The sequence below is a fragment of the Mycolicibacterium hippocampi genome, assembly GCF_010723735.1.
GTDB classification, from domain to species: Bacteria; Actinomycetota; Actinomycetes; order Mycobacteriales; family Mycobacteriaceae; genus Mycobacterium; species Mycobacterium hippocampi.
The window spans coordinates 5,005,042-5,024,989 of sequence record NZ_BLLB01000002.1 but is presented as its reverse complement, the minus strand read 5'-3'; the positions used below and the strand labels follow the sequence as shown (position 1 = coordinate 5,024,989).

At 68.2% G+C, this 19,948-nt stretch carries 22 protein-coding genes; 12 read left to right on the top strand and 10 right to left on the bottom strand.

All coding sequences use genetic code 11. The annotated features are described in order from the left end of the window. Nucleotides 1-69 precede the first annotated feature (69 nt). Nucleotides 70-1,005 carry a sensor domain-containing diguanylate cyclase gene (locus G6N53_RS25115; RefSeq protein ID WP_163893640.1) on the top strand — a complete coding sequence of 312 codons (936 nt, stop codon included), beginning with the start codon at nt 70-72 and terminating at the stop codon, nt 1,003-1,005. 56 nt (nt 1,006-1,061) lie between these two features. On the opposite strand, the gene tap is transcribed toward G6N53_RS25115, so the two are convergent. Further along, nucleotides 1,062-2,294, bottom strand: coding sequence for a multidrug efflux MFS transporter Tap (gene tap / locus G6N53_RS25110; RefSeq protein ID WP_163893638.1), 1,233 nt, complete (start codon nt 2,292-2,294; stop codon nt 1,062-1,064). 85 nt (nt 2,295-2,379) lie between these two features. Here tap and G6N53_RS25105 point away from each other — a divergent pair, with 85 nt between their 5' ends. Genes G6N53_RS25105 through G6N53_RS25095 form a run of 3 tightly spaced genes read left to right on the top strand, consistent with a single transcriptional unit; the run spans nt 2,380 to nt 5,115 of the window. Beyond that, a complete protein-coding gene (locus G6N53_RS25105; RefSeq protein WP_272870989.1) occupies nt 2,380-3,210 on the top strand; it encodes a uracil-DNA glycosylase in 831 nt (276 codons plus the stop codon). Nucleotides 3,211-3,270: 60 nt separating this feature from the next. Beyond that, the gene (locus G6N53_RS25100; RefSeq protein ID WP_163893634.1) at nt 3,271-4,020 is read left to right on the top strand and encodes an alpha/beta fold hydrolase; all 750 of its coding nucleotides are present in this window, start codon (nt 3,271-3,273) and stop codon (nt 4,018-4,020) included. 45 nt (nt 4,021-4,065) lie between these two features. Beyond that, nucleotides 4,066-5,115, top strand: a complete 1,050-nt coding sequence (locus tag G6N53_RS25095) for an LLM class flavin-dependent oxidoreductase (RefSeq protein ID WP_163893632.1) — start codon at nt 4,066-4,068, stop codon at nt 5,113-5,115. On the opposite strand, the gene G6N53_RS25090 is transcribed toward G6N53_RS25095, so the two are convergent. Next, complete coding sequence (locus G6N53_RS25090; protein ID WP_163893630.1) at nt 5,112-5,570, bottom strand: nitroreductase family deazaflavin-dependent oxidoreductase; 459 nt, start codon at nt 5,568-5,570, stop codon at nt 5,112-5,114. The two genes, G6N53_RS25095 and G6N53_RS25090, sit on opposite strands and share 4 nt — an antisense overlap. A gap of 4 nt (nt 5,571-5,574) precedes the next feature. Further along, nucleotides 5,575-6,012: an HIT family protein gene (locus G6N53_RS25085; protein WP_163893628.1), complete on the bottom strand. Its 438-nt coding sequence runs from the start codon at nt 6,010-6,012 to the stop codon at nt 5,575-5,577. Nucleotides 6,013-6,074: 62 nt separating this feature from the next. Here G6N53_RS25085 and G6N53_RS25080 point away from each other — a divergent pair, with 62 nt between their 5' ends. Next, nucleotides 6,075-7,466 (top strand): amidase, encoded by a 1,392-nt coding sequence (locus G6N53_RS25080; protein ID WP_163893626.1) that lies wholly within the window; start codon nt 6,075-6,077, stop codon nt 7,464-7,466. Here the strand turns inward: G6N53_RS25080 and G6N53_RS25075 are convergent. After that, nucleotides 7,463-7,969, bottom strand: a complete 507-nt coding sequence (locus G6N53_RS25075) for a DNA-deoxyinosine glycosylase (protein WP_163893624.1) — start codon at nt 7,967-7,969, stop codon at nt 7,463-7,465. The two genes, G6N53_RS25080 and G6N53_RS25075, sit on opposite strands and share 4 nt — an antisense overlap. Nucleotides 7,970-7,974: 5 nt before the next feature. Here G6N53_RS25075 and G6N53_RS25070 point away from each other — a divergent pair, with 5 nt between their 5' ends. The 3 genes from G6N53_RS25070 to G6N53_RS25060 all read left to right on the top strand — a co-directional run bounded on the left by G6N53_RS25070 (nt 7,975) and on the right by G6N53_RS25060 (nt 11,174). Beyond that, a complete protein-coding gene (locus G6N53_RS25070) occupies nt 7,975-9,129 on the top strand; it encodes an adenylate/guanylate cyclase domain-containing protein (protein ID WP_163893623.1) in 1,155 nt (384 codons plus the stop codon). Nucleotides 9,130-9,285: 156 nt separating this feature from the next. Beyond that, entirely contained in the window at nt 9,286-10,365 is a 1,080-nt protein-coding gene (locus tag G6N53_RS25065) for an NAD(P)H-dependent amine dehydrogenase family protein (protein ID WP_163893621.1), read from the top strand. Continuing rightward, nucleotides 10,362-11,174 carry a glucose 1-dehydrogenase gene (locus tag G6N53_RS25060; protein WP_163893619.1) on the top strand — a complete coding sequence of 271 codons (813 nt, stop codon included), beginning with the start codon at nt 10,362-10,364 and terminating at the stop codon, nt 11,172-11,174. Before G6N53_RS25065 ends, G6N53_RS25060 begins: the two co-directional genes overlap by 4 nt. Nucleotides 11,175-11,204: 30 nt before the next feature. Here the strand turns inward: G6N53_RS25060 and G6N53_RS25055 are convergent, their stop codons facing one another. The 4 genes from G6N53_RS25055 to G6N53_RS25040 form a co-directional block, all read right to left on the bottom strand. Then, the gene (locus G6N53_RS25055; RefSeq protein WP_163893617.1) at nt 11,205-11,861 is read right to left on the bottom strand and encodes a TetR family transcriptional regulator; all 657 of its coding nucleotides are present in this window, start codon (nt 11,859-11,861) and stop codon (nt 11,205-11,207) included. A gap of 145 nt (nt 11,862-12,006) precedes the next feature. Then, on the bottom strand, nt 12,007-14,220 hold the full coding sequence (locus tag G6N53_RS25050) for a heavy metal translocating P-type ATPase (protein ID WP_163893615.1): 2,214 nt from the start codon (nt 14,218-14,220) through the stop codon (nt 12,007-12,009). Beyond that, nucleotides 14,217-14,396: a hypothetical protein gene (locus G6N53_RS25045; RefSeq protein WP_163886482.1), complete on the bottom strand. Its 180-nt coding sequence runs from the start codon at nt 14,394-14,396 to the stop codon at nt 14,217-14,219. The genes G6N53_RS25050 and G6N53_RS25045 overlap by 4 nt, the downstream gene beginning before the upstream one ends. Next, the gene (locus G6N53_RS25040; RefSeq protein WP_163893613.1) at nt 14,393-14,599 is read right to left on the bottom strand and encodes a heavy-metal-associated domain-containing protein; all 207 of its coding nucleotides are present in this window, start codon (nt 14,597-14,599) and stop codon (nt 14,393-14,395) included. The genes G6N53_RS25045 and G6N53_RS25040 overlap by 4 nt, the downstream gene beginning before the upstream one ends. A gap of 87 nt (nt 14,600-14,686) precedes the next feature. On the opposite strand from G6N53_RS25040, the gene G6N53_RS25035 reads away from it, so the two are divergent. Further along, nucleotides 14,687-15,388, top strand: coding sequence for a DUF305 domain-containing protein (locus G6N53_RS25035; RefSeq protein WP_163893611.1), 702 nt, complete (start codon nt 14,687-14,689; stop codon nt 15,386-15,388). Nucleotides 15,389-15,408: 20 nt separating this feature from the next. Further along, on the top strand, nt 15,409-15,852 hold the full coding sequence (gene dtd, locus G6N53_RS25030; protein ID WP_163893609.1) for a D-aminoacyl-tRNA deacylase: 444 nt from the start codon (nt 15,409-15,411) through the stop codon (nt 15,850-15,852). A 3-nt stretch (nt 15,853-15,855) separates the two neighbouring features. Here the strand turns inward: dtd and G6N53_RS25025 are convergent, their stop codons facing one another. Beyond that, nucleotides 15,856-16,773 carry an AIM24 family protein gene (locus tag G6N53_RS25025; RefSeq protein ID WP_237166635.1) on the bottom strand — a complete coding sequence of 306 codons (918 nt, stop codon included), beginning with the start codon at nt 16,771-16,773 and terminating at the stop codon, nt 15,856-15,858. A gap of 72 nt (nt 16,774-16,845) precedes the next feature. On the opposite strand from G6N53_RS25025, the gene G6N53_RS25020 reads away from it, so the two are divergent. Together G6N53_RS25020 and abmR are read left to right on the top strand one after the other, a co-directional pair. Then, nucleotides 16,846-17,049: a hypothetical protein gene (locus tag G6N53_RS25020; RefSeq protein ID WP_163893605.1), complete on the top strand. Its 204-nt coding sequence runs from the start codon at nt 16,846-16,848 to the stop codon at nt 17,047-17,049. A gap of 72 nt (nt 17,050-17,121) precedes the next feature. Further along, complete coding sequence (gene abmR, locus G6N53_RS25015; protein WP_163893603.1) at nt 17,122-17,694, top strand: ATP-binding transcription factor AbmR; 573 nt, start codon at nt 17,122-17,124, stop codon at nt 17,692-17,694. A gap of 69 nt (nt 17,695-17,763) precedes the next feature. Here abmR and G6N53_RS25010 read toward each other — a convergent pair whose 3' ends face one another. Next, on the bottom strand, nt 17,764-19,944 hold the full coding sequence (locus G6N53_RS25010) for a molybdopterin-containing oxidoreductase family protein (RefSeq protein ID WP_163893601.1): 2,181 nt from the start codon (nt 19,942-19,944) through the stop codon (nt 17,764-17,766). Between the last annotated feature and the right edge of the window lie 4 nt (nt 19,945-19,948).

Below are 19,948 nucleotides of genomic sequence, written 5' to 3'. Positions count from 1 at the left end.
GTCAAGATCCCGGTTACCGACGTGTCACTTGGGAGTCCCGTGTGATCGAGTCGCGGAAGGTCTGGTTGAGTGCATACGCTGGTGTTCAACGGGCTGTCCGAGCAAATCGCCGTGATTGACGGGGCGGGCGTCATCATCGATGTCAATGATGCATGGACCGAATTCGGGATCAAGAACGGAATCGCTCCCGATTACGTGTGGCGAGGAACAAACTATCTCGAAGCACTGGCTGCCTCTTCCGCCGACGGTGACACGTCAGCGGGGGCAGCGGCAGAAGGAATTCGCGATGTTGTGAACGATCAGCGTGAGTCCTTCTACTTTGAGTACCCCTGCCACAGTCCGGAAGAAAAACGCTGGTTTGTGATGCAGGTCAACCGCCTGAAAGATGAGTCGAGGCCCCTGTTCGCGATCTCGCACCACAACATCACCAGGCGCAAGTTGGCCGAGGAACGTGTCGAACACCTCGCCATGCACGACCCGCTCACCGGATTGGCCAATCGGCGCTATTTCAACCTCACGCTGCGTGGAGAATTTGGCCGGAGTAAGCGCTTCGGGTCGCCGATCAGTCTCATCGCAGTCGACATCGACCGCTTCAAGCCATACAACGACGAATGCGGACACCTCGCCGGCGACTACTGCTTGATCCAACTCGGTCGCGTGCTGAAGGAGTTTTCCCGCAGGCCCAGCGACCTTGCGGCCCGCTTGGGTGGTGACGAGTTCGCTTTGCTCCTCGGGAGCACCGACTCGGCTGAGGCGCAGAGGATCGCTGCAGCGATCCTGACGTCATTCAACGACCTCGGGATTGTTTTCGGCGGCGGGTCGCAGCAGGTGACCGCCAGCGCGGGCGTCGCGTCAGTGGTCGCACATCGTGGCCAGCATGAAGGTTCCCTGATGCATGAAGCGGACAGGGCGTTGTACCGCGCGAAACAGGCGGGACGAAATCGGGTGGTAACCGCTGTCTCTATCACCGATTGCTCGGCGCCCCCTGACCTGACCGTCAGTTGAAGGCCGCCATCGGGTATCGGTGACGCAGCCGATATTGAGAGCAGTCGCTGGTGCAGTCACACGCGGTCCAGATCACGCAGTGCGGGCAGGAACACCGCGACGACACCGAGCAGCAGCATCGGTATCGACAGCGCCAGGAACGTGGTGTGCAGACCGGTCTGGTCGGCCAGCGGGCCCGCCACGATCAGACCGAGCGGTCCTGCGGCATAGGCCAGCGAGCCCATCACTCCCACCACCCGTCCGCGCAGGTGCTGGGGGGCACGGGTCTGCATCACGTAGTTGTAGATCGGCGCGATCGGCCCGTAGACGAAGCCGACGACGACGCACAACACCAGGATCACCGGCAACGGCGGCAGGAACGCGATGACGGTCATGGCCACGCCGAGGGTCAGCACCGCGATCAGCATGACGGTCCGCTTGCGCATGAACCTCGACAGCACGGCGTAGCCCACCGCGCCGATCAGCCCGCCGACGCTCAGTGCCATCAGCACCCAGCCGAGCTGCGCCGGCTCGTTGCGGTCGGTGAAGTACTTGGGAAACAGCACACTCTCCATCGGCATGTACAGGCCGGTGGCCGTCAGGTCCACGACCGCCAGGGTGCGCAGCACCCGGTTGTTCCACACGAATCGCAAGCCCTCGACGATCCCGGCCCAGACCCCGCCGGTGCGCACCGAGGGGTCCGGTCGGCCCGCGCCTTCCAGCCGGAGCACCGAGATCGCCATGATCGACAGCACGAACGCCGCAGCGGTCACCCACATGGTGTTGACACCGCCGAGCGTCGCGATCAGCAGGCCGCCGATGCCCGGACCCACGATGTAGGAGAGGTTGAAGATCGCCTCGTAGGCGCTGTTTGCCTGGTCCAGGGTCCATCCCGCCCGGGTGGCCGCCTCGGGCAGCATCGTCTCGCGGGCTGTCATGCCGGCCGGGTCGAACAGCGCGCCCAGTGCCGCCAGCCCGGCCAGCACCGCGACGTTGATGACGTCGGCACCGAAGATCAGCGCCAAGACCGGCACCGCCGCCACCGACAGCGCCGACAGCGCATCGGAGATCATCGACACCGATCGTCGGCCGATGAAGTCGACCGCCGCGCCGGCGAGCAACGTCGCCGCCAGTAGCGGCAGGGTTCCCGCCATCGCCACGATCGAGGCATCGAGCGCGGATCCGGTGCGCTGCAGCACCAGCCACGGAAACGCGACGATCGAGATCCCATTGCCGGCCCCGGCCATCAGCGCGGCGAACAGGATCAGCGACAGCGGGCCACGCCTGCTCAGCACACTCTTTTGTGTCATGGGATATCGGGGCGAATGTAGCAAGGCGCAGGTCGGCGCGACGACCGGTTTTTCCCCGTGGGCGCCGGTGGCTCACAGTGGTGTGGTGAAACTGCCCCACCCGCGCACCGGCGGCCGGTTCGACTCCCCGGTGCGGCCGGGCTCCGGATGGCCCGGTGATCCGGCGACCAAGCGCACCGCCGCCGCACAGACGCCCGCTCAGGTGGCGACGATGGCGGCGGCGGCCGGCACCGTCGAGCAGGTCGACGCCGGCGTCTCGGTGTGCCGAGCCTGCCCACGGCTGGTGCAGTGGCGCGAGGAGGTGGCGGTGGCCAAGCGCAGGTCCTACGCCGATCAGCCGTATTGGGGCAGGCCCGCGCCCGGTTTCGGGTCGACGCATCCGCGGGTGCTGGTTCTCGGGCTCGCACCGGCGGCCCACGGCGCGAACCGCACCGGGCGGGTGTTCACCGGCGACCGGTCGGGGGACTTCCTGTTCGGATCGCTGCACCGCAGCGGTCTGGCCAATCAAGCGTCGTGTACCGACAGCGCGGATGGTTTGGTGCTCAATGACGTTCGGGTGGTCGCCGCAGTCCGGTGCGCGCCACCCGGCAACGCGCCGACACCGGCGGAGCGCAGCAGCTGTGCGCCCTGGTTGGATGCCGAGTGGCGGCTGACCGGCGGCGACGTCCGGGTCATCGTCGCGCTGGGCGGGTTCGCCTGGCAGTCGGCGCTGGCGCTGGTCCGCCGCTGCGGAGGGGCGGTGGGCACGCCCGCACCGAAGTTCGGTCACGGCACGGTCGCCTCGCTGAGCACCACGCAGGGGCCGGTGCAGTTGCTCGGGTGCTACCACCCCAGCCAGCAGAACACCTTCACGGGCAGGCTCACCCCGGCGATGATGGACGAGATCTTCGCCACAGCGCTGGCGATTTCGGCGTGAACGGTCGCGCTGAGCGCGACCTGCCACGCCGAAATCCCCGGGCGTGCCACGATGTGAGCCATGACAGTGGTCCTCGTCCACGGCAACCCCGAGACCGATGCGATCTGGGGGCCGCTGGTCGCTGCGCTCGGAAGGCGCGATGTACTGCGGCTGTCGCCACCGGGCTTCGGCGCGCCGCTGCCCGACGGGTTCGGCGCCACCTACCTCGAGTACCGCGACTGGCTCGAGGCCGAGCTGGAAGCGATCGACGGCCCGATCGATCTGGTCGGCCACGACTGGGGCGGTGGCCATGTGGTCAACGTGGTCATGCACCGGCCCGAGCTGGTCCGGAGCTGGGTCAGCGACGTCCTCGGCCTGTTCGACCCCGACTATGTCTGGCACGACATGGCGCAGGTGTGGCAGACGCCCGGCGCCGGCGAGGAACACCTGGAGGCGATGTTGGGCGGCGGAGTGCCCCAGCGGACCGAGCTGATGGGTACTTTCGGCATTCCCGCCGACATCGCCGCCGCCATGGCCGAGTTCCAGAACGCCGACATGCGCACCGCCGTCCTGGCGCTCTACCGGTCGGCGGCCCAGCCCGCGATGGCCGAGGCGGGTCGTGACCTGGAGTCGGCCGCCGCCCGGCCTGGTCTGTCGCTGCTGGCCACGGCTGACCCGTTCGTCGGTGTGAACGACACCCGCCGTCGCGCGGCCGATCGCGCAGGCGCCCGCACCGAGGTGCTCGAGGGGCTGGGCCACTGGTGGATGGTGGAAGATCCGCAGCGCGGCGCCGCGGCCCTCACCGAGTTCTGGGAAAGCCTCGAACAGTAGCCCGCAGCGGGGAACGGAACCTGAGCCGCGGGCGTTACACCGACAATGCGTCTTTCCGTACTCGACCTCGTTCCCGTGCGCTCGGACCAGAGCACGTCGAACGCGTTGGCCGCGACAACCCGTCTCGCACAGGTCGCCGACCGGCTCGGCTACACCCGCTACTGGCTCGCCGAGCACCACAACATGCCGTCGGTCGCCGCCACCAGCCCCCCGGTGCTGATCGCCCATCTGGCCGCGCACACCTCGGCGCTGCGGCTTGGGTCGGGAGGCGTGATGCTGCCCAATCACGCGCCGCTGGCCGTCGCAGAGCAGTTCGCGCTGCTGGAAGCGGCACACCCGGGACGCATCGACCTGGGCATCGGCCGCGCTCCCGGCTCGGACCCGGTGACGTCGATGGCGCTGCGCGGTCCGGCGGGACGCGACGATCGCGACATCGAGGCGTTCCCCGAGTACCTCGACGACGTGGTCGCCCTGATGAGCGCGCACGGTGTTCAGGTGTCGTTGCCCCGCGACCTGATGCGTGAGACCTACATCCTCAAGGCCACCCCGGCAGCAGCCACCGTGCCCACGCTGTGGCTGCTCGGATCGTCGATGTACTCGGCGCGTCTGGCTGCAGCGAAGGGTCTGCCCTACGTGTTCGCCCACCACTTCTCCGGTCAGGGCACCGACGAGGCGTTGCGGACCTACCGCGCCGAATTCCGCCCCAGCGATCTCGCTTCGGAGCCGGTCACGTTCCTGACGGTCAACGCCGCCGTGGCCGACACCCGGGACGAGGCGATGCGCTTGATCCAGCCGAACCTGCAGATGATGGGCCGGCTGCGGACGGGGCAACCGATGGTGCCGCTCGACCTTGTCGAGGACGCCGAACAGCAACAGGTCAGCGCCCACGCCCAGGCCATTGTCGAGGCGGGGTTGCGGCAGGCGGTGGTGGGTGCGCCGGCGGAGGCGGCCGATCAGCTGCGTGCTCTGGCCGAGCGGTTCGACGTCGACGAGGTGATGGTGCACCCGGTCGCCTCGGCGTTCCGCGGCACGGACCCGGCGACGGCGCCCGCGCGCGAGACCACGCTGGAGCTGCTCGCCAAGGAGCTGTTCTAGGGCTTCGGCGTGAGCCGCACGATCGGAATGGGCCGCGACGTCCGCTTCTGGTAGCCGTTGTAGCGATCGGAGTTCTGCTTGTTGGCCAGCGACCACATCCGGGCGTAGTCGGGATCGTCGGGCAGCACCGGTGTCGCCGTGACGGCCAGCCGCTTCGGGCCGACGTTGATTTCGACGTCGGGGTCGGCCTTGAGGTTGTGATACCAGCCGGGCGCCTTGGGGTCCCCGCCCTTGGAGGCGACGACCAGGTAGTCACCGCGGTCGGGAAAGTAGGACAGGGTGTTGGTGCGCTGCTTGCCGGTCTTGGCGCCGACGGTGTGCAACAACAGGCTGGGCGGGACGCCGGGAAGCGGGATGCGATGCCCGATCCGGCCGTTGGTGCCTTTGTAGAGTGCGTCGTGCGTCATCAGCAGTCGCCATCCGACGTTCTTCTCCAACCAGCGTGCGATGCTCATCTCGTCAATCCTTCTCATCTACGTCGATCCGCGCCAGCGCCTCACGTAACAGCCGCCCGGATTCCTCGCGGTCGGGGTCGCGTCGCACAAGCATGCCCTTGGCGAACGAGAACTTGTCGCCGGCCCGGCGCGGCACCACGTGCAGGTGGATGTGGAACACCGACTGGAACGCGGCCTTGCCGTCGTTGATGACGATGTTGTTGCCGTCGGCGTGCAGGCCCGACGCGCGTGCCGCCTTGGCGATGCGCTGCCCCATGGCCGCCATGCCCGCCACGGTGCCCGGAGGGGTGTCGGTGAGGTCGACGGTGTGGCGCTTGGGGAAGACCAGCGTGTGGCCGCGGGTGAACGGCCGGATGTCGAGGATGGCGAGACAGTCGTCGTCCTCGTGGATGCGGACGGCGGGGGCTTCTCCGGCGACGATGGCGCAGAACACGCAGGGCATCCCGCCACGCTAGACGCAGGGAATCGCCACGGTCCACACCGTTCCGGCGCACAATGACCGACGTGAGCTCCGACGACGTAGCGTTCGCCGGTGCGGCGGAGCAAGCGCGCCTGTTGGCCGACGGAGTGATCACCGCCCCTGCGCTGGTCGAGCGGTACCTCGACCGCATCGCCGCACTGGACCCGGAGCTGCGCTGCTACCGCGTGGTGATGGCTGACAGTGCCCGGCTGCAGGCGGCCCGAGCGCAGGACCGGCTCGATGCGGGGGAGCGCTTGCCGCTGCTCGGGGTGCCCATCGCGATCAAGGACGACGTGGATGTGGCCGGTGAGGTGACCACCTACGGCAGTGCCGCGCACGGCCCGGCGCGCGCCGACGATGCCGAGGTGGTCCGCCGCCTTCGCGCCGCCGGCGCGGTGATCCTCGGCAAGACCGCCGTGCCGGAGATGATGATCTGGCCGTTCACCGAGACGGTGACCTTCGGCGCGACGCGCAATCCGTACAACACCGCTTTCACGCCGGGAGGCAGCAGCGGCGGCAGTGGTGCCGCGGTGGCGGCAGGGCTGGCCGCGATGGCGCTGGGGTCCGACGGGATGGGTTCCATCAGAATCCCTTCCACGTGGTGTGGACTGTTCGGGATCAAGCCCCAGCGGGGCAGGGTGCCGTTGGCGCCGCACGACGACGCCTGGAACGGGCTCAGCGTCAACGGCCCGATGGCACGGACCGTCGAGGATGCGGCGCTCTTCCTGGACGCCACGACGATGCTGCCGGTTCCGGCGGGCGGTTTTCTCGGTGCTGCCCGAAGCGCGCCCGGTCGACTGCGAATAGCGGTGAGCAATAAGGTCCCGCCGCCCCTGCTCGCCAGGGTCGGTCCGCAGCAGCGGGCCGCCGTCGTCGAGGCCACGGCGTTGCTCCGGGACCTCGGTCACCAGGTCGTGGTGCGCGACCCGGACTATCCACCCGCTGCGGTGTACGCCCAGGCGCTGCCGAGGTACTTCCGCGGGGTGCACGACGACGTCCGGACGCTGCCGAGGCCCGAACGGCTGGACCCGCGGACCCGCGCCTTCGCACGGTTGGGCGCCCTGGTCTCCGACCGCAGGCTGCAGACCATGCGGGCCGCCGAAGCCGTTCTCGCCGAACGCATCATGTCGATCTTCGACGATGTCGACGTGGTAGTCACGCCGGGTACCGCGGCGGGACCGTCACGCATCGGGGGCTATCAACGGCGGGGCGCGATCGTGACCCTGGCGCTGGTGTCGGCCCGGGTGCCGTTCCAGGCGATGTTCAATGTGACGGGCCAACCCGCCGCGGTGGTGCCTTGGGGGCAGGACACGTCTGGCATCCCGACCTCGATCCAGTTGGTGGGCAGGCCCTCTGACGAGGCGACGCTGTTGTCGCTGGGCGCGCAGATCGAGCAGGCGAGGCCGTGGCGGCAGCGCCGCCCCGCGGCGTCCTAGGCGGTGACGGCATGCCGCCAGGCGGCGAGCTTGGCCTCGAACGGCATCGTGTGCGCCGGGCTGGTGGAGGGTAGGCGCGCATGGTGCAGCTGCGGACTGACTCCGAGCCGAGCACCGACGAGGCGCAGGTAGTTCCTCTCTGCGGCCGCGCCATTGAAGCACACCTGCGTGATCGTCGGGTGCGCCGTGAAGAATGCGTCGAAGTCGTTGGCCACCATGCTGTCCGGTTCGACGGCGGCATCGAGGCTGCCCACCCGTCGGCAGTACCGCAGCACGTCCCACACGGCCACTCCGGCGCGAGTCAGGGCCACCACACGCTCGCCGTACGGCGCTGCGGGGTCGAAGCCGTAGAGCTCACCGGTGATCCGCCAGAACGCGTTGCGCGGATGAGCGTAGTACTGCTGGGCCTGCAGGGACGCGACGCCGGGCATGTTGCCGAGGATCAGGATGCGCGCACCTGCGCCGACGAGCGGCGGGAAGCTCTCGAGCGTCGGCGACGTCATCGTTCATGTCTATCGCACCGGCGGGCGCCGTATACGTTGGGCAGGTGCATGACGAAGTCGATCTCGAGGCATCCGGACTGCTCGACGGGCTCGAAGGGAAGGCGCGGGCAGAGCGCGCCGAGCTGATCCCCTGGCTGATCGAGCGTGGGGTGAGCCTCGAGCAGATCCGTGGCACCTCGGCGCCGATGATGCTGGCGTCGCGGCGAGTCATCGGTGACGACGGTCAGTACGTCTCTGCACGGTTGGCCGCCGCCAAAGCGGGGGTCGATGTCGATCTGTTCCAACGGATGCAACGTGCGATGGGTCTGCCGCGGGTCGAGGACCCGGACGCTGCCGTGTTCCTGCGCGCCGACGCGGAGTCCGCCAAGTTCACCCGGGAGTTCCTCGACGCGGGCATTCAACCCGACGAACTGCTGCAGATCACGCGGCTGCTCGGTGATGGCCTGTCCCGGGCTGCAGAGGCGATGCGCCATGCCGCGCTGGCTGCCGTGATGCGGCCCGGCGCAACCGAATTGGAGATCGCGCAAGCCTCCGAGGTGCTCGTCGGCAACGTGGCACCCCTGCTGGGTCCGATGATCGAAGAGGTGCTGCTGCTGCAGTTGCGCCACGCGATCGAGACCGAAGCCATCAACGCGACGGAGCGGGCCGAAGGTCAGCACCTGCCCGGCGCGCGGCTGGTGACGATCGGATTCGCGGACCTCGTCGGCTTCACCAGCCTGGGCGAAGCGCTACAGCCCGAAGATCTCGAGCGGTTGTCGCAGCGGCTGGCCCTGCTGACCCGCGACGTGTCGGTCGGGCCGGTGCGATTCATCAAGACCATCGGCGACGAGGTGATGCTCGTCAGCCCGGACCCGGCACCGCTGCTGGACGCGGTCCTGCAGTTGGTCGAGGCCACCGAGAGCGACGATGGGTTCCCGCGGTTACGTGTCGGCGTCGCGACCGGCATGGCCGTCAGCCGGGAGGGGGACTGGTTCGGCAGCCCGGTGAACCTGGCGGCCCGGGTGACCGGCGCGGCGCGGCCCGGTTCGGTGCTCGTGGCCGAGGCGACCCGCGAGGCGATCGGCGACGACGACCGCTTCACATGGTCGTTCGCCGGTGCGAAACACCTCAAGGGCATCAAGCCCGATGTCAAGGCGTTCCGGGCGCGACGGGCGGAGTGATGCCCGCCTGGGCGCCCGGCCCCGGCATGTCGTTCCCGGGCCCCATCCCGATCGGAACATCACGCCCCCGCGGCTACGCGCACCGTGAGTGCGCCGCGGATCTGCGCAGAATGCCAGTCACTACGATATTGACAGTCACTCTCACGTAGGACTTGAATGGTGCCCATGGCGATTCGAGTGGTGCAGTGGGCGACCGGGGGCGTGGGTAAGGCTGCGATCGAAGGGGTGCTGGCACATCCCGACCTCGAACTGGTCGGGGCATGGGTGCATTCGGAGGCCAAGCACGGCAGAGACGTCGGCGAGCTCGTCGGGATGGAGCCCATCGGCGTCGAAGCGACCACCAGCGTCGACGAGATACTGGCCCTCGACGCCGAGTGTGTGGTCTACAGTCCGCTCCTCCCCAACGAGGACGAGGTGGTGGCGATCCTCCGCTCGGGCAAGAACGTCGTCACCCCCGTCGGCTGGGTCTACCCGGATCTCGACAACTGCGGGGCGATTCTCGACGCGTGCGCACAGGGTCGAAGCACGTTGCACGGCACCGGTATCCATCCTGGTGGCATCACGGAGCGGTTTCCCCTGATGGTCTCTGCGCTGACCGCCGGTGTCACCCATGTGCGGTCGGAGGAGTTCAGCGACATCCGCACCTACAACGCGCCCGACGTGGTGCGCCACATCATGGGGTTCGGCGTGCCGCCCGAAGTGGCGATGGCCGGACCGATCGTCGACCTGCTCGCCGCGGGATTCAAGGCCTCGGTCCGGATGATTGTGACGGAGATGGGGTTCGACATCGATCCCGAACTCGACACCGTGCAGGAGGTCGCGGTGGCCACGCAACCGATCGACACTCCGGTAGGCATCATCGAGCCGGGTCAGGTCGCCGCGCGAAAGTTCCACTGGCGGGCTCTGGTGGATGGGACGCCCGTCGTCACGGCAAGCGTCAACTGGTTCATGGGTGAGGAGCACTTCGACCCGGCCTGGAGTTTCGGACCCGAGGGGGAGCGGTTCGAGGTGGAGATCAGCGGTGAACCCGATGTGAAGCTGACGTTCAAAGGGCTGCAGCCCGACACCATCGAGGAGGGGTTGGTTCGCAACCCCGGGATCGTCGTCACCGCCAACCACTGTGTCAGCGCGATCCCGTACGTCGTGGCCGCCGATCCCGGCATCAAGACCTATCTCGACCTGCCGTTGCTCGCCGGCCGCGCAGCACCGCAGTTCGGACTGGGCCGCATCAAGTGATCCTCGACGAATTCCGCCTCGATGGTCGCGTCGCCGTCATCACCGGTGCCGGCCAGGGCATCGGCCGTGGAATCGCATTGGGTCTGGCGGAGGCCGGCGCCAGTGTCGTGGTCGGGGCCCGCACAGAGGCCGATCTCGACGCAGTCGTGGCCCAGGTCGCGCAGGGCGGTGGCAGCGCGCTGGCAGTTGTCACCGACGTACTGGCCGACGACGATCGACGCCGACTCATCGACGCTGCGGTCGAACGCTACGGCCGGCTGGACGTACTGATCAACAACGCCGGCGGCACCGGCCCACGGTCTGCGATGGCCACTTCCGAGCAGTTCTTCGACATGGCAATGAAATTCAACGTCACCGCGCCGTTCCTGATGAGCCAGCTAGGCGCACAGGCGATGGTCGACACCGCGGGCAGCGGTGCGATCGTCAACATCTCGTCGCGGGCCTCCGACATGGTGATGCCGTCGTTCGCGGCCTACGGCGCGGGAAAGGCCGCCCTCAACCAGATGACCCGCAACCTCGCAGTCGAGTTCGCCCCTGTCGTTCGGGTGAACGGGATCATTGTCGGCGGCGTTGCCACCCAGGGTCTGGACGTGGTGCTCACCAACGACGAACTGCGGGCCCAGTTCGAAGCCAACACCCCGATGGGTCGGCCGGGAACTCCCAAGGACATCGCTTGCGCCGCACTCTATCTGTGCTCTCCGGCGTCGGCGTGGGTCACCGGCAAACTGCTTCACGTCGACGGTGGTTGTGAACGGCCGGCGATGGAGGTGCCGGTACCGCGACTGCGCCCTACCGCCGGCGGTGCGTGAACGACATACGGTCACCGCACCGGGAGAGCATCATCGCCGGCGACGACGTGTCGGGGGGATCGGTCCGGCGAGCCCGCGGGTCACCAGTTGCAGGGCCTGCTCGGTGAGAGCGTGCAGGGATTCACTCTGGCCGTGGGCCAGCCACCATTCGTAGGCGTACTCGACCGCTGCGACGGCCGCGCGCACGAGTACCCCGGCCCGCATGTCTGCCGCGGGAACGGTGTCGTCCCAGCGACGTGCCACCGCCCCGATCAACTCTTCGTAGTCCTCGCGGTTCAGCAGGGACGCGCGCCGCAGCTCTGCCGGCGCCGACGCCATCGCCTGGCGCCACAGTTCCAGTGTCTCGTCGTCGTCCACGAACTGAGAGGTGCGGGCAAGGATGGCCGCGGCCAGGGAATCCACGACGTCCTCGTCCTGCGGACGGGCATGGAAGTTGGCCACGATCTCGGCCCGTCCACGCTGGGTGGCTCCGAGAAGAAGGTGCTCCTTGCTCGGAACGTGTCGGAAGAACGTGCTGGGGGAGATGCCCACCTCTTCGGCGATCGCCTCGGTGGTGACGTTGTCGAACCCGTGCGCGGCGAACATCCGCAGCGCAGCGTGCTGGATGTCGGCGCGCAGTGCGTTGCGCTGCCGCTCGCGCAGCGAGACAACTGCGGTGCCGCCGCCGGACTCCTGCGTGGGGGGCATTGGTCACCTCGGTGCTCGATGTGCAGGAAGGAACGGGATGTCTCTCAGCGGAATTCGGAACCTCCGCGCTCAGGGATCTCAGTCTTCAGAATGTGGGACCACCTGTCAACATCGGTGTCACTGTTGTCCTGACCGCGGGAGGTGATCAGCGCGAGGGGGTGAACCCGCGCAGCCGCAGACTGTTGCTGACCACGAACACCGAGCTGAACGCCATTGCGGCACCGGCGATCATCGGGTTGAGCAGTCCGGCTGCGGCGAGCGGTAGTGCGGCGACGTTGTACCCGAAGGCCCAGAACAGATTGCCCTTGATCGTGCTCAACGTCCTGCGGGACAACCGGATCGCATCAGGCACCGCCCGGAGGTCGTCACCGACGATCGTCAGATCGCTCGCCTCGATGGCCACGTCGGTTCCGCTGCCCATGGCCAGCCCCAGGTCGGCCTGCGCCAGTGCGGCTGCGTCGTTGACGCCGTCACCCACCATGGCCACTACCTTGCCGTCGCTCTGCAGGCGCTTGACGGTGTCGGCCTTGTCCTGTGGCAGTACGCCGGCGATCACCGCGTCGATGCCGACCTGCGCCGCCACCGTGCGCGCAACCGCTTCGTTGTCACCGGTCACCAACATCGGGGTCAGTCCGAGGCGCTTCAGCAGGGAAATGGCTTCGGCGGACGTCGATTTCACCGCATCGGCCACCATCAGCAGCCCACGGGCGCGCCCGTCCCACGCCACGGCGACGGCCGTCCGGCCATCCAGCTCCGCCTGGTGCGCGGCGAGGGCCAGGCTGTCGGGCACGTCGTAGGACCGGTCGGCCAGGAGCTTGAGCCGGCCCAGCAGCACGGTGTGGCCGTCGACGGTCCCCTCGACACCCAGGCCCCTCAGGTTGGTGAACGCCTCGACCCCGGGCAGTTCGCCGAGCTTGTCCCTGGCGCCGGCGGAGATCGCCCGGGCGATGGGATGCTCAGACGGACTCTCCACGGCGCCGGCGATTCTCAGCACCTGGTCGGGTTGCTCGTCGTCCACGGCGAACACATCGAACAGCGTCATCGTGCCGGTCGTCACGGTGCCGGTCTTGTCGAGGATCACCGTGTCGACCTGTCGGGTGGACTCCAATACCTCGGGCCCCTTGATCAGGATGCCCAACTGCGCCCCGCGCCCGGTTCCGACCATGAGCGCGGTGGGCGTGGCCAGCCCGAGTGCGCAGGGGCACGCGATGATCAGCACTGCGACCGCCGCCGTGAACGCGGCAGCGGCCGACGCGCCCGCGCCGACCCAGAAACCAAGTGTCGCAACCGACAACGCGATCACGACCGGTACGAAGACCGCCGAGATCCGGTCGGCCAACCGCTGCGCCTGGGCCTTGCCGTTCTGCGCGTCCTCGACCAGCCGGGCCATCTGGGCCAGTTGGGTATCGGAGCCCACGCGTTCGGCCCGCACCACCAGCCGGCCGTCGACGTTGACCGTCGCACCCACCACCTGGTCGCCGGGTTGCACCTCCTCGGGCACCGACTCGCCGGTCAGCATCGACGCATCGACGGCCGAACTGCCCTCGATGACCACTCCGTCGGCGGCGATCTTCTCCCCGGGCCGAACCACGAACTCGTCGGCGACGCCCAGCAGGTCGACCGGTATCCGTTGCTCTACGCCATCCCTGAGGACCGAGACCTCCTTGGCGCCCATCTCCATCAGCGCCCGCAGCGCTGCGCCCGCTCGCCGCTTGGCGCGCGCTTCGAAATACCGTCCGGCGACGATGAACGTCGTCACCCCGGCGGCGGCTTCGAGGTAGATGTTGGCGGTGCCGTCGGTGCGGGCGATGGTCAGCTCGAAGGCATGCGTCATGCCCGGCGTCCCGGCGGTACCCCAGAACAGCGCGTAGACCGACCAGCCGAGGGCGGCCAGCGTGCCGATCGAGATCAGCGTGTCCATGGTCGCGGTCCCGTGCCGCAGGTTCGTCCACGCCGCCTGATGGAACGGCCATGCACCCCACACCACGACGGGGGCCGCCAAGGTCAGCGACAGCCACTGCCAGTACGTGAACTGCAATGCCGGTGCCATCGCCATCGCGATCACCGGGACCGACAGCATCACGCAGATCAGCAGGCGCCGACGTAGCGCCGCGGTCGGGTCGTCGACAGGACCGTCTGATGGCGGGGTCGGCTCGGGCAGCCGGGCCTGGTAGCCGGCCGACTCCACGGCGGCCACGAGTTGTTCCGGGGTGACGTCGTCACCGAACTGCACGCGGGCCTTCTCGGTCGCGAAGTTGACGGTGGCCACCACGTTGTCGAGTTTGTTGAGCTTCTTCTCGACGCGGCTCGCGCAGGACGCGCACGTCATCCCGCTGATCGACAGGTCGACCGACGTCATCGACCGGCCTCGCCGTGCGCGGGCAGGTGCTCGCTCGTCGACTCAGAGTGCGGCACCGGGCTGTTTGGCTCGGGGCCGAAGGTGCCGCCCACCCAGGCCGAGACCGCGAACACCGCGACGAGCAGGGCGGCGAACACTGCGATTCTGGTGACGACGTTCACGGCGGCGCCTGTCATCCGGCCAGCTGGTAGCCGGCCTCTTCCACGGCGGCGCGGACGGCCAAGCTGTCCACCGGCTCGGTGCTGTCGATCGTCACCGTACCTTTGGAGAGGTCGATGTCGACGTCGACGACGCCGGGAACGGCGGTCAGTTCGGCGCGCACCGAGGAGGCGCACCCTGCGCAGGTCATTCCCGCAACGGTGAAGGTGGTGGATCGCATGGGGTTCCTCTCCGGTGACGACGTGCTTGACACCTGTGTACCATACCCCCCTAGGGTATTCAAGAGGTTCGAAGGGAGCAGGAACGGATGCGGAAACACAGTGTGCAGGTTGGAGTGGGTGCCGTGGGTGCCACGCTGGTGCTGCTGATGGCGGGATGCAGCAGTGACGGCACCGAGGCCGGGCAGGACACCGCGACGCCGCCGCAGGAGTCGACCTCACAAGCGGCCGAAGGACACGACGGTGCGCACGGTGACACGCACAACGACGCCCACAACGATCCGCCCACCGACCCGCCCAACGATGCGGATGTCGCGTTCGCCCGCGACATGATCCCTCATCACGAGCAGGCGATCGTGATGAGTGACATCATCCTGGTCAAGCAGGACATCGATCCGCGCGTGACCGAGCTCGCCAACCAGATCAAGGCCGCGCAGGGGCCCGAGATCGAGACGATGAGGGGTTGGCTCGCGCAGTGGGGCGCAGCTCCGGCGCCGTCCGGACACGAGGGCCACGACATGCCCGGCGATCCTCCGATGCACGGGTCCGTGCACGAGGCGATGGGGATGATGACCGACCAGCAGCTCGAGGCGCTGCGGCAGGCGCAGGGCGCCGATGCCAGTCGGCAGTTCCTCACCGGGATGATCCAGCATCACGAGGGCGCGGTGACGATGGCGCAGAGCGAGATCGACGCCGGCCAGTTCGACCCCGCCGTTGCGCTGGCGACCGACATCATCGAAGCCCAGGTGCGCGAAATCGACACGATGAGGCAGATCCTGGACTCCATGTAGCGCATGGCAGCATCGCCGACATGAGGATTCTGGTCCAGCGGGTCACCTCCGCGCGCGTGACGGTCGGTGCCGGCTCGGCGGCCGAGACGGTCGCCGAGATCCGGCCCGACGGTCAGGGCCTGCTCGCGCTGGTGGGGGTCACCCACACCGATGACGTCGGCACGGCCCGGAAGCTGGCCGAAAAACTCTGGCAGTTGCGGATTCTGGACGACGAGAAATCCGCGAGTGACGTCGGCGCGCCGATCCTGGTGGTCAGTCAGTTCACGCTGTACGGCAACACGGCCAAGGGGCGACGCCCGACGTGGAACGCCGCGGCACCGGGTGCGGTCGCCGAACCGCTGGTCGATGCGTTCGCCGAGGTGCTGACCGGCCTCGGCGCCCGCGTGCAGACCGGGGTGTTCGGCGCGCACATGCAGGTCGACCTCGTCAACGACGGCCCGGTCACCGTGCTGCTGGAGCTGTGATGATCACTGCACCGGCGTCGGTACCCCTTCGGACGGTTGCACGATGACAAAGCCGTTGCCGTAGAACGACACCTGCACCGCTTCACCCGAGCCGCGGCCGATCAGCGCGCCGGCCTTGAAGCTCGTCTTCAGCTGTGTCTGCAGGTTCGCCGACCAGGCCACCACCGCATTGGTATCGGCGAACGTGGGAGCCTCGGCCGCATCGAGCACCACGGGCGGGCCGTGCGTGGTGAGTGCCACCCATCCGGTGCCGCGCAGCGTCGTGTTGAACAGGCCCCCGGTCGCGATGCTCGCACCCTTGACCCGCTCGATGTTCCAGTCGAGGCTCGACGAGAACGCCAGCACGTTTCCGCCGCTGATGGACAGGCCCGAGTTGGTGAGGTTGAGCAGGTGTACGTCATAGGCGAACTCGGCGAGGAAGACGTCCCCCTGGCCGGAGCAGCGCATCAACGGCAGCCCTTCACCGGTGAGGGCCTTCTTGATGAACTTCGACGCCCCGCCGCCTTCGAAGGCGAAGTCCACATTGCCCTGGTAGGCGACCATGGACCCCTGCCGGGCCATGAACGGCTCGCCCAGGCGGACCCTCAGCAGCCTCGAGTTCTGGTTGGCGACCGCTTTGTCTTCTTTTTCGCTGAACCGTCCGTCGACCAGGTCCCCGCTGATGCCGGCGAATCCGTCAGCGCCTCCGCTCGGGTGGAGTTGCGCCTGCTCCTGATGCCGGCCCTGCGGCTGGGCTGCGTGCTGTCCATGGCCGCTCTCCTGTGACGCAGGTTGCGGACCCGGTCCGCCGCCGCCGAGCGGTGCGCGGATCACCTGGCCCTGCTGGGAGACCTGGTCGGTCCACTGCTGCCCGTCGAACCACCGGTATTCGTAGCGGCCCTCCGGATCGGGCTGCCAACTGCCTTGTCCAGGTCCTGTCACCGCTGCCTCCTTAACGTACGACCGGATCCCCACCCTATGCCGCGAGAACCCGGCAGCTGGCATTCTTGGGTGATGGCAAAGGAAATCGACCGTCAGCGGGCACAGGGCGCCCTCGCGGTGATCAGGCAACACCCCGGCATGGTGCTGTTCGCGCTGTCGCCGGTGCTGGTGGGACTTGGTGTCGTGTGGTGGCTCTTCGGTGCCGGCTGGGCGGCGCTGCTGCTGATCGCCGGCGTGCTCGGCGGCGGTGCCGCGGTGCTGATGAAGCGTCGCTGACGCCGGCTCACCCCCGTTTCGCCGGTGGCGAACTGCTGTTCACCAGCGATGTAACGGTGTAAGCATGTAATCATGAGACACCAACCCCACAGCCGCAGGTCGGGCCGCTCCGGCGGCTGGCAGCAGGCCGATCAACCCGATGCCACCGACGCCGCCGACTGGATCGCCGGCCGGGTGCCCGAAGACTGGTTCGCCGGTGACCCGGAGGTCATCGTCGACCGCGAAGAGATCACCGTGATCGGCCGACTGCCAGAAGGTGCAGGCAGTTCGGAGAGCGAGGCTCGCGCGTCGGGTCGCGCGGCGCGGTTCCGTGAGCAGACGCGCGCGGAACGGATGCGCATCGCCGACGAAGCCGAGGCGCGGTACGGCCGCAAGGTGGCCTGGGGCGTCGAGATCGCAGCGACCGGCGCGGCCCCCGAACGAATCCTGTTCACCCACATGGCAGTACCGGTGATGACCCGACTCCGGCAGCCGGAACGCCAGGTGCTCGACACGCTGGTGGACGCGGGCGTGGCCCGGTCCCGCTCCGACGCGCTGGCGTGGTCGGTCCGGTTGGTCGGTGAACACGCCGACGAATGGCTGGGAAAGCTGCGTGAGGCGATGCGCAACGTCGACGATCTGCGCTCCGCGGGCCCGCAGGTCTAGACCCCGCCGGAACGGTATTCCGGCATGTTCCCACTCGCAAAAGTGCTGCTGGAATACCGTTCCGGCGGATCAGGTCAGGGGTTCGACGCCCACGTAACAGGAACTCAACGCCGAGGTCTGCGACAACGGGTCCACCGGGCCGGCGTCGACGAGCAGGTTCCGGTTGGCGCCGAACGACAGCGGCTCGGCGCCGCCGCGCGGGTCGAATATGCGTGAGCCCCAGCCGTGGTCGACCACCACCACGCCGCGGCGGGGACGATCGCTCAGCGATGCCGTCAGTTCGATCTCGCCGACCGACGAGAACACCTTGACCAGCTCGCCGTCGCCGACACCCAGGTTCGCCGCGTCCTGCGGATGCAGGAGTACCTCGTTGCGTCTGCCCGCCGGGTGCAAACCTGGCAACTCGTTGAGCCAGGAGTTCATCGAGTGCCGGTGGCGCCGGTTGGCGAGCTGGAACGGGTAGTCCGCAGGCGCCTGCGGCGGGGATTCGGCCAGCAGTTCCCTGGCCCGGGCGACGAACTCGGCCGGCGCCGCGTGCACCTTCTTGTCCGGCGTGCGCAGCGCCTGCCTGAAGTGTCCGAACTCGCGGGGTCCCAACACCCAGCCGTGCGGGTGGGCCAAGATGTCACGCCATTTGATCCTGCGCCCGTTGAATTTCCGCCCCGTGGCGACCACCAGGCGGTTGATCCAGTGCGGGGTGAACTCCAGGCTCGGCCGGCCCGTCCACCGGGCGATCCGTCGGGTCGCGCCGATGAAGCCGTTGAGCCCTTTGGCCCGGAAGAGCGGCTTGCGCATGGCGATCGCGAGGTCGACGAAGATCCGCCATTCCTGACGTGCGCCCGGCGGCGGGTCGACGGCCTTGACCCCGTACTGCAGGTAGGGCTCGTCGTGCATGTTGCTGGTGAACGCCAGCAGGTCGTCGCGCTCCAGCCAGTGCACCGCGGGCAACAGCCAATGTGCATGGCGATGGCTCTCCCGCTGCACGAAGTCGATCGCGACCAGCAGGTCCAGCTGCGCCAGCGCTGCGTCCAGACGTGCCCCGTCGGGCCCGGACACCACCGGGTTGCCGCAGTTGATCACCATCGCCCGGATCTGACCGGGACCGGGGGTGGTGATCTCGGCGGGGAGTTCGGACAACGCGTGGGCGCCGGCCACCATCTGCCGGCCCGACAGCCGGTTGCGGTGCGGGCTGGTCTTGACCATGCCCGACATCCTGATGGCGTCGACGTAGCCCGGCTCGTACCGGCGGCCGCCGGGGCGGTCCATCCGGCCGGTGATCACGTTCAGCACGTGGCCGAGCCATTCGGCGACGGTACCGGCCAGATGCAGCGACACACCTGTGCGGGTCACCACCATGGCCCGCCGTGCGGCGGCGAAATCCCTTGCCACGCTTTCGATATGAGTGCGATCGAGGTCGCAACGCCGTGCCAGGTCGTCGAGGTCGGCCTGTGCGACGAGCTCGCGTAGCTCCGTGATCCCGGTGGCGAGTTCGGCACAGTCCTGGGCGTGCTCCAGTCCTTCGTCGAGGATCACCTTGACCATCGCCAGCAGCAACGCCCAGTCCTGACCGGGACGCACGGCCAGGTGGCGGTCTGCCTTCTCCGCGGATTCAGTCCGCAACGGGTCGACGACGACGATCTGGGCGCCCTGGGACTGGCGCGCCAGGGCGCGGCGCCAACCGCCGGGCACCGTTTCCAGCCAGTTCCAGGCGCTGACGGCGGGGTTGGTGCCGACCAACAGGAAGTAGTCGCAGTTGTCGATGTCGGAGACCGGTGCCATCAGGATCGAGCCGTACATGGCCGCCGCCACCACGTGCATCGCGTTCTGGTCGATCGAGCCGACGAAGTAGCGGCTGCGGGTGCCGATCGCATCCAACCAGCCGTTCATGAAGATGATGTTGGACGACGAGAAGCCGGAAGGGTTGCCGTAGTAGACACCGACGGCGTCCGGGCTGTCGGCGTCGATGACAGCGTTCATCCTCGATGCGATGTCGTCGATGGCCTCCTCCCAGGTCGCCTCGACGTACGAATCGCCCACCCGTCGCATCGGGGCCAGGATCCGCCTGGGATGTTCGACCAGCTGTGCGGCGGTGCGTCCCTTGGCGCAGAAGTCGTGCCAGCTGTGCGGATTCTGTTTGTCGGCAGAGATCTTGATGACGCGGTTGCCCTCGACGGTCACGTCGACACCGCACGAGGCCAGGCAGTATCGGCAGAACGTGTGAACGGTCTTGCGGTCCGACGCGGTGCCCATGTGG

Excerpts from the sequence above, each read along its gene's own strand:
- G6N53_RS25065 (WP_163893621.1), top strand. The coding sequence starts at position 9,286 with ATGGTGCCCATGGCGATTCGAGTGGTGCAGTGGGCGACCGGGGGCGTG.
- G6N53_RS25045 (WP_163886482.1), bottom strand. The coding sequence starts at position 14,396 with ATGACAGGCGCCGCCGTGAACGTCGTCACCAGAATCGCAGTGTTCGCC.
- G6N53_RS25050 (WP_163893615.1), bottom strand. The coding sequence starts at position 14,220 with ATGACGTCGGTCGACCTGTCGATCAGCGGGATGACGTGCGCGTCCTGC.
- tap (WP_163893638.1), bottom strand. The coding sequence starts at position 2,294 with ATGACACAAAAGAGTGTGCTGAGCAGGCGTGGCCCGCTGTCGCTGATC.
- G6N53_RS25055 (WP_163893617.1), bottom strand. The coding sequence starts at position 11,861 with ATGCCCCCCACGCAGGAGTCCGGCGGCGGCACCGCAGTTGTCTCGCTG.
- dtd (WP_163893609.1), top strand. The coding sequence starts at position 15,409 with ATGAGGATTCTGGTCCAGCGGGTCACCTCCGCGCGCGTGACGGTCGGT.
- G6N53_RS25085 (WP_163893628.1), bottom strand. The coding sequence starts at position 6,012 with ATGCCCTGCGTGTTCTGCGCCATCGTCGCCGGAGAAGCCCCCGCCGTC.
- G6N53_RS25035 (WP_163893611.1), top strand. The coding sequence starts at position 14,687 with ATGCGGAAACACAGTGTGCAGGTTGGAGTGGGTGCCGTGGGTGCCACG.
- G6N53_RS25020 (WP_163893605.1), top strand. The coding sequence starts at position 16,846 with ATGGCAAAGGAAATCGACCGTCAGCGGGCACAGGGCGCCCTCGCGGTG.
- G6N53_RS25070 (WP_163893623.1), top strand. The coding sequence starts at position 7,975 with ATGTCTATCGCACCGGCGGGCGCCGTATACGTTGGGCAGGTGCATGAC.
- G6N53_RS25095 (WP_163893632.1), top strand. The coding sequence starts at position 4,066 with ATGCGTCTTTCCGTACTCGACCTCGTTCCCGTGCGCTCGGACCAGAGC.
- abmR (WP_163893603.1), top strand. The coding sequence starts at position 17,122 with ATGAGACACCAACCCCACAGCCGCAGGTCGGGCCGCTCCGGCGGCTGG.
- G6N53_RS25010 (WP_163893601.1), bottom strand. The coding sequence starts at position 19,944 with ATGGGCACCGCGTCGGACCGCAAGACCGTTCACACGTTCTGCCGATAC.
- G6N53_RS25040 (WP_163893613.1), bottom strand. The coding sequence starts at position 14,599 with ATGCGATCCACCACCTTCACCGTTGCGGGAATGACCTGCGCAGGGTGC.
- G6N53_RS25100 (WP_163893634.1), top strand. The coding sequence starts at position 3,271 with ATGACAGTGGTCCTCGTCCACGGCAACCCCGAGACCGATGCGATCTGG.
- G6N53_RS25090 (WP_163893630.1), bottom strand. The coding sequence starts at position 5,570 with ATGAGCATCGCACGCTGGTTGGAGAAGAACGTCGGATGGCGACTGCTG.
- G6N53_RS25075 (WP_163893624.1), bottom strand. The coding sequence starts at position 7,969 with ATGACGTCGCCGACGCTCGAGAGCTTCCCGCCGCTCGTCGGCGCAGGT.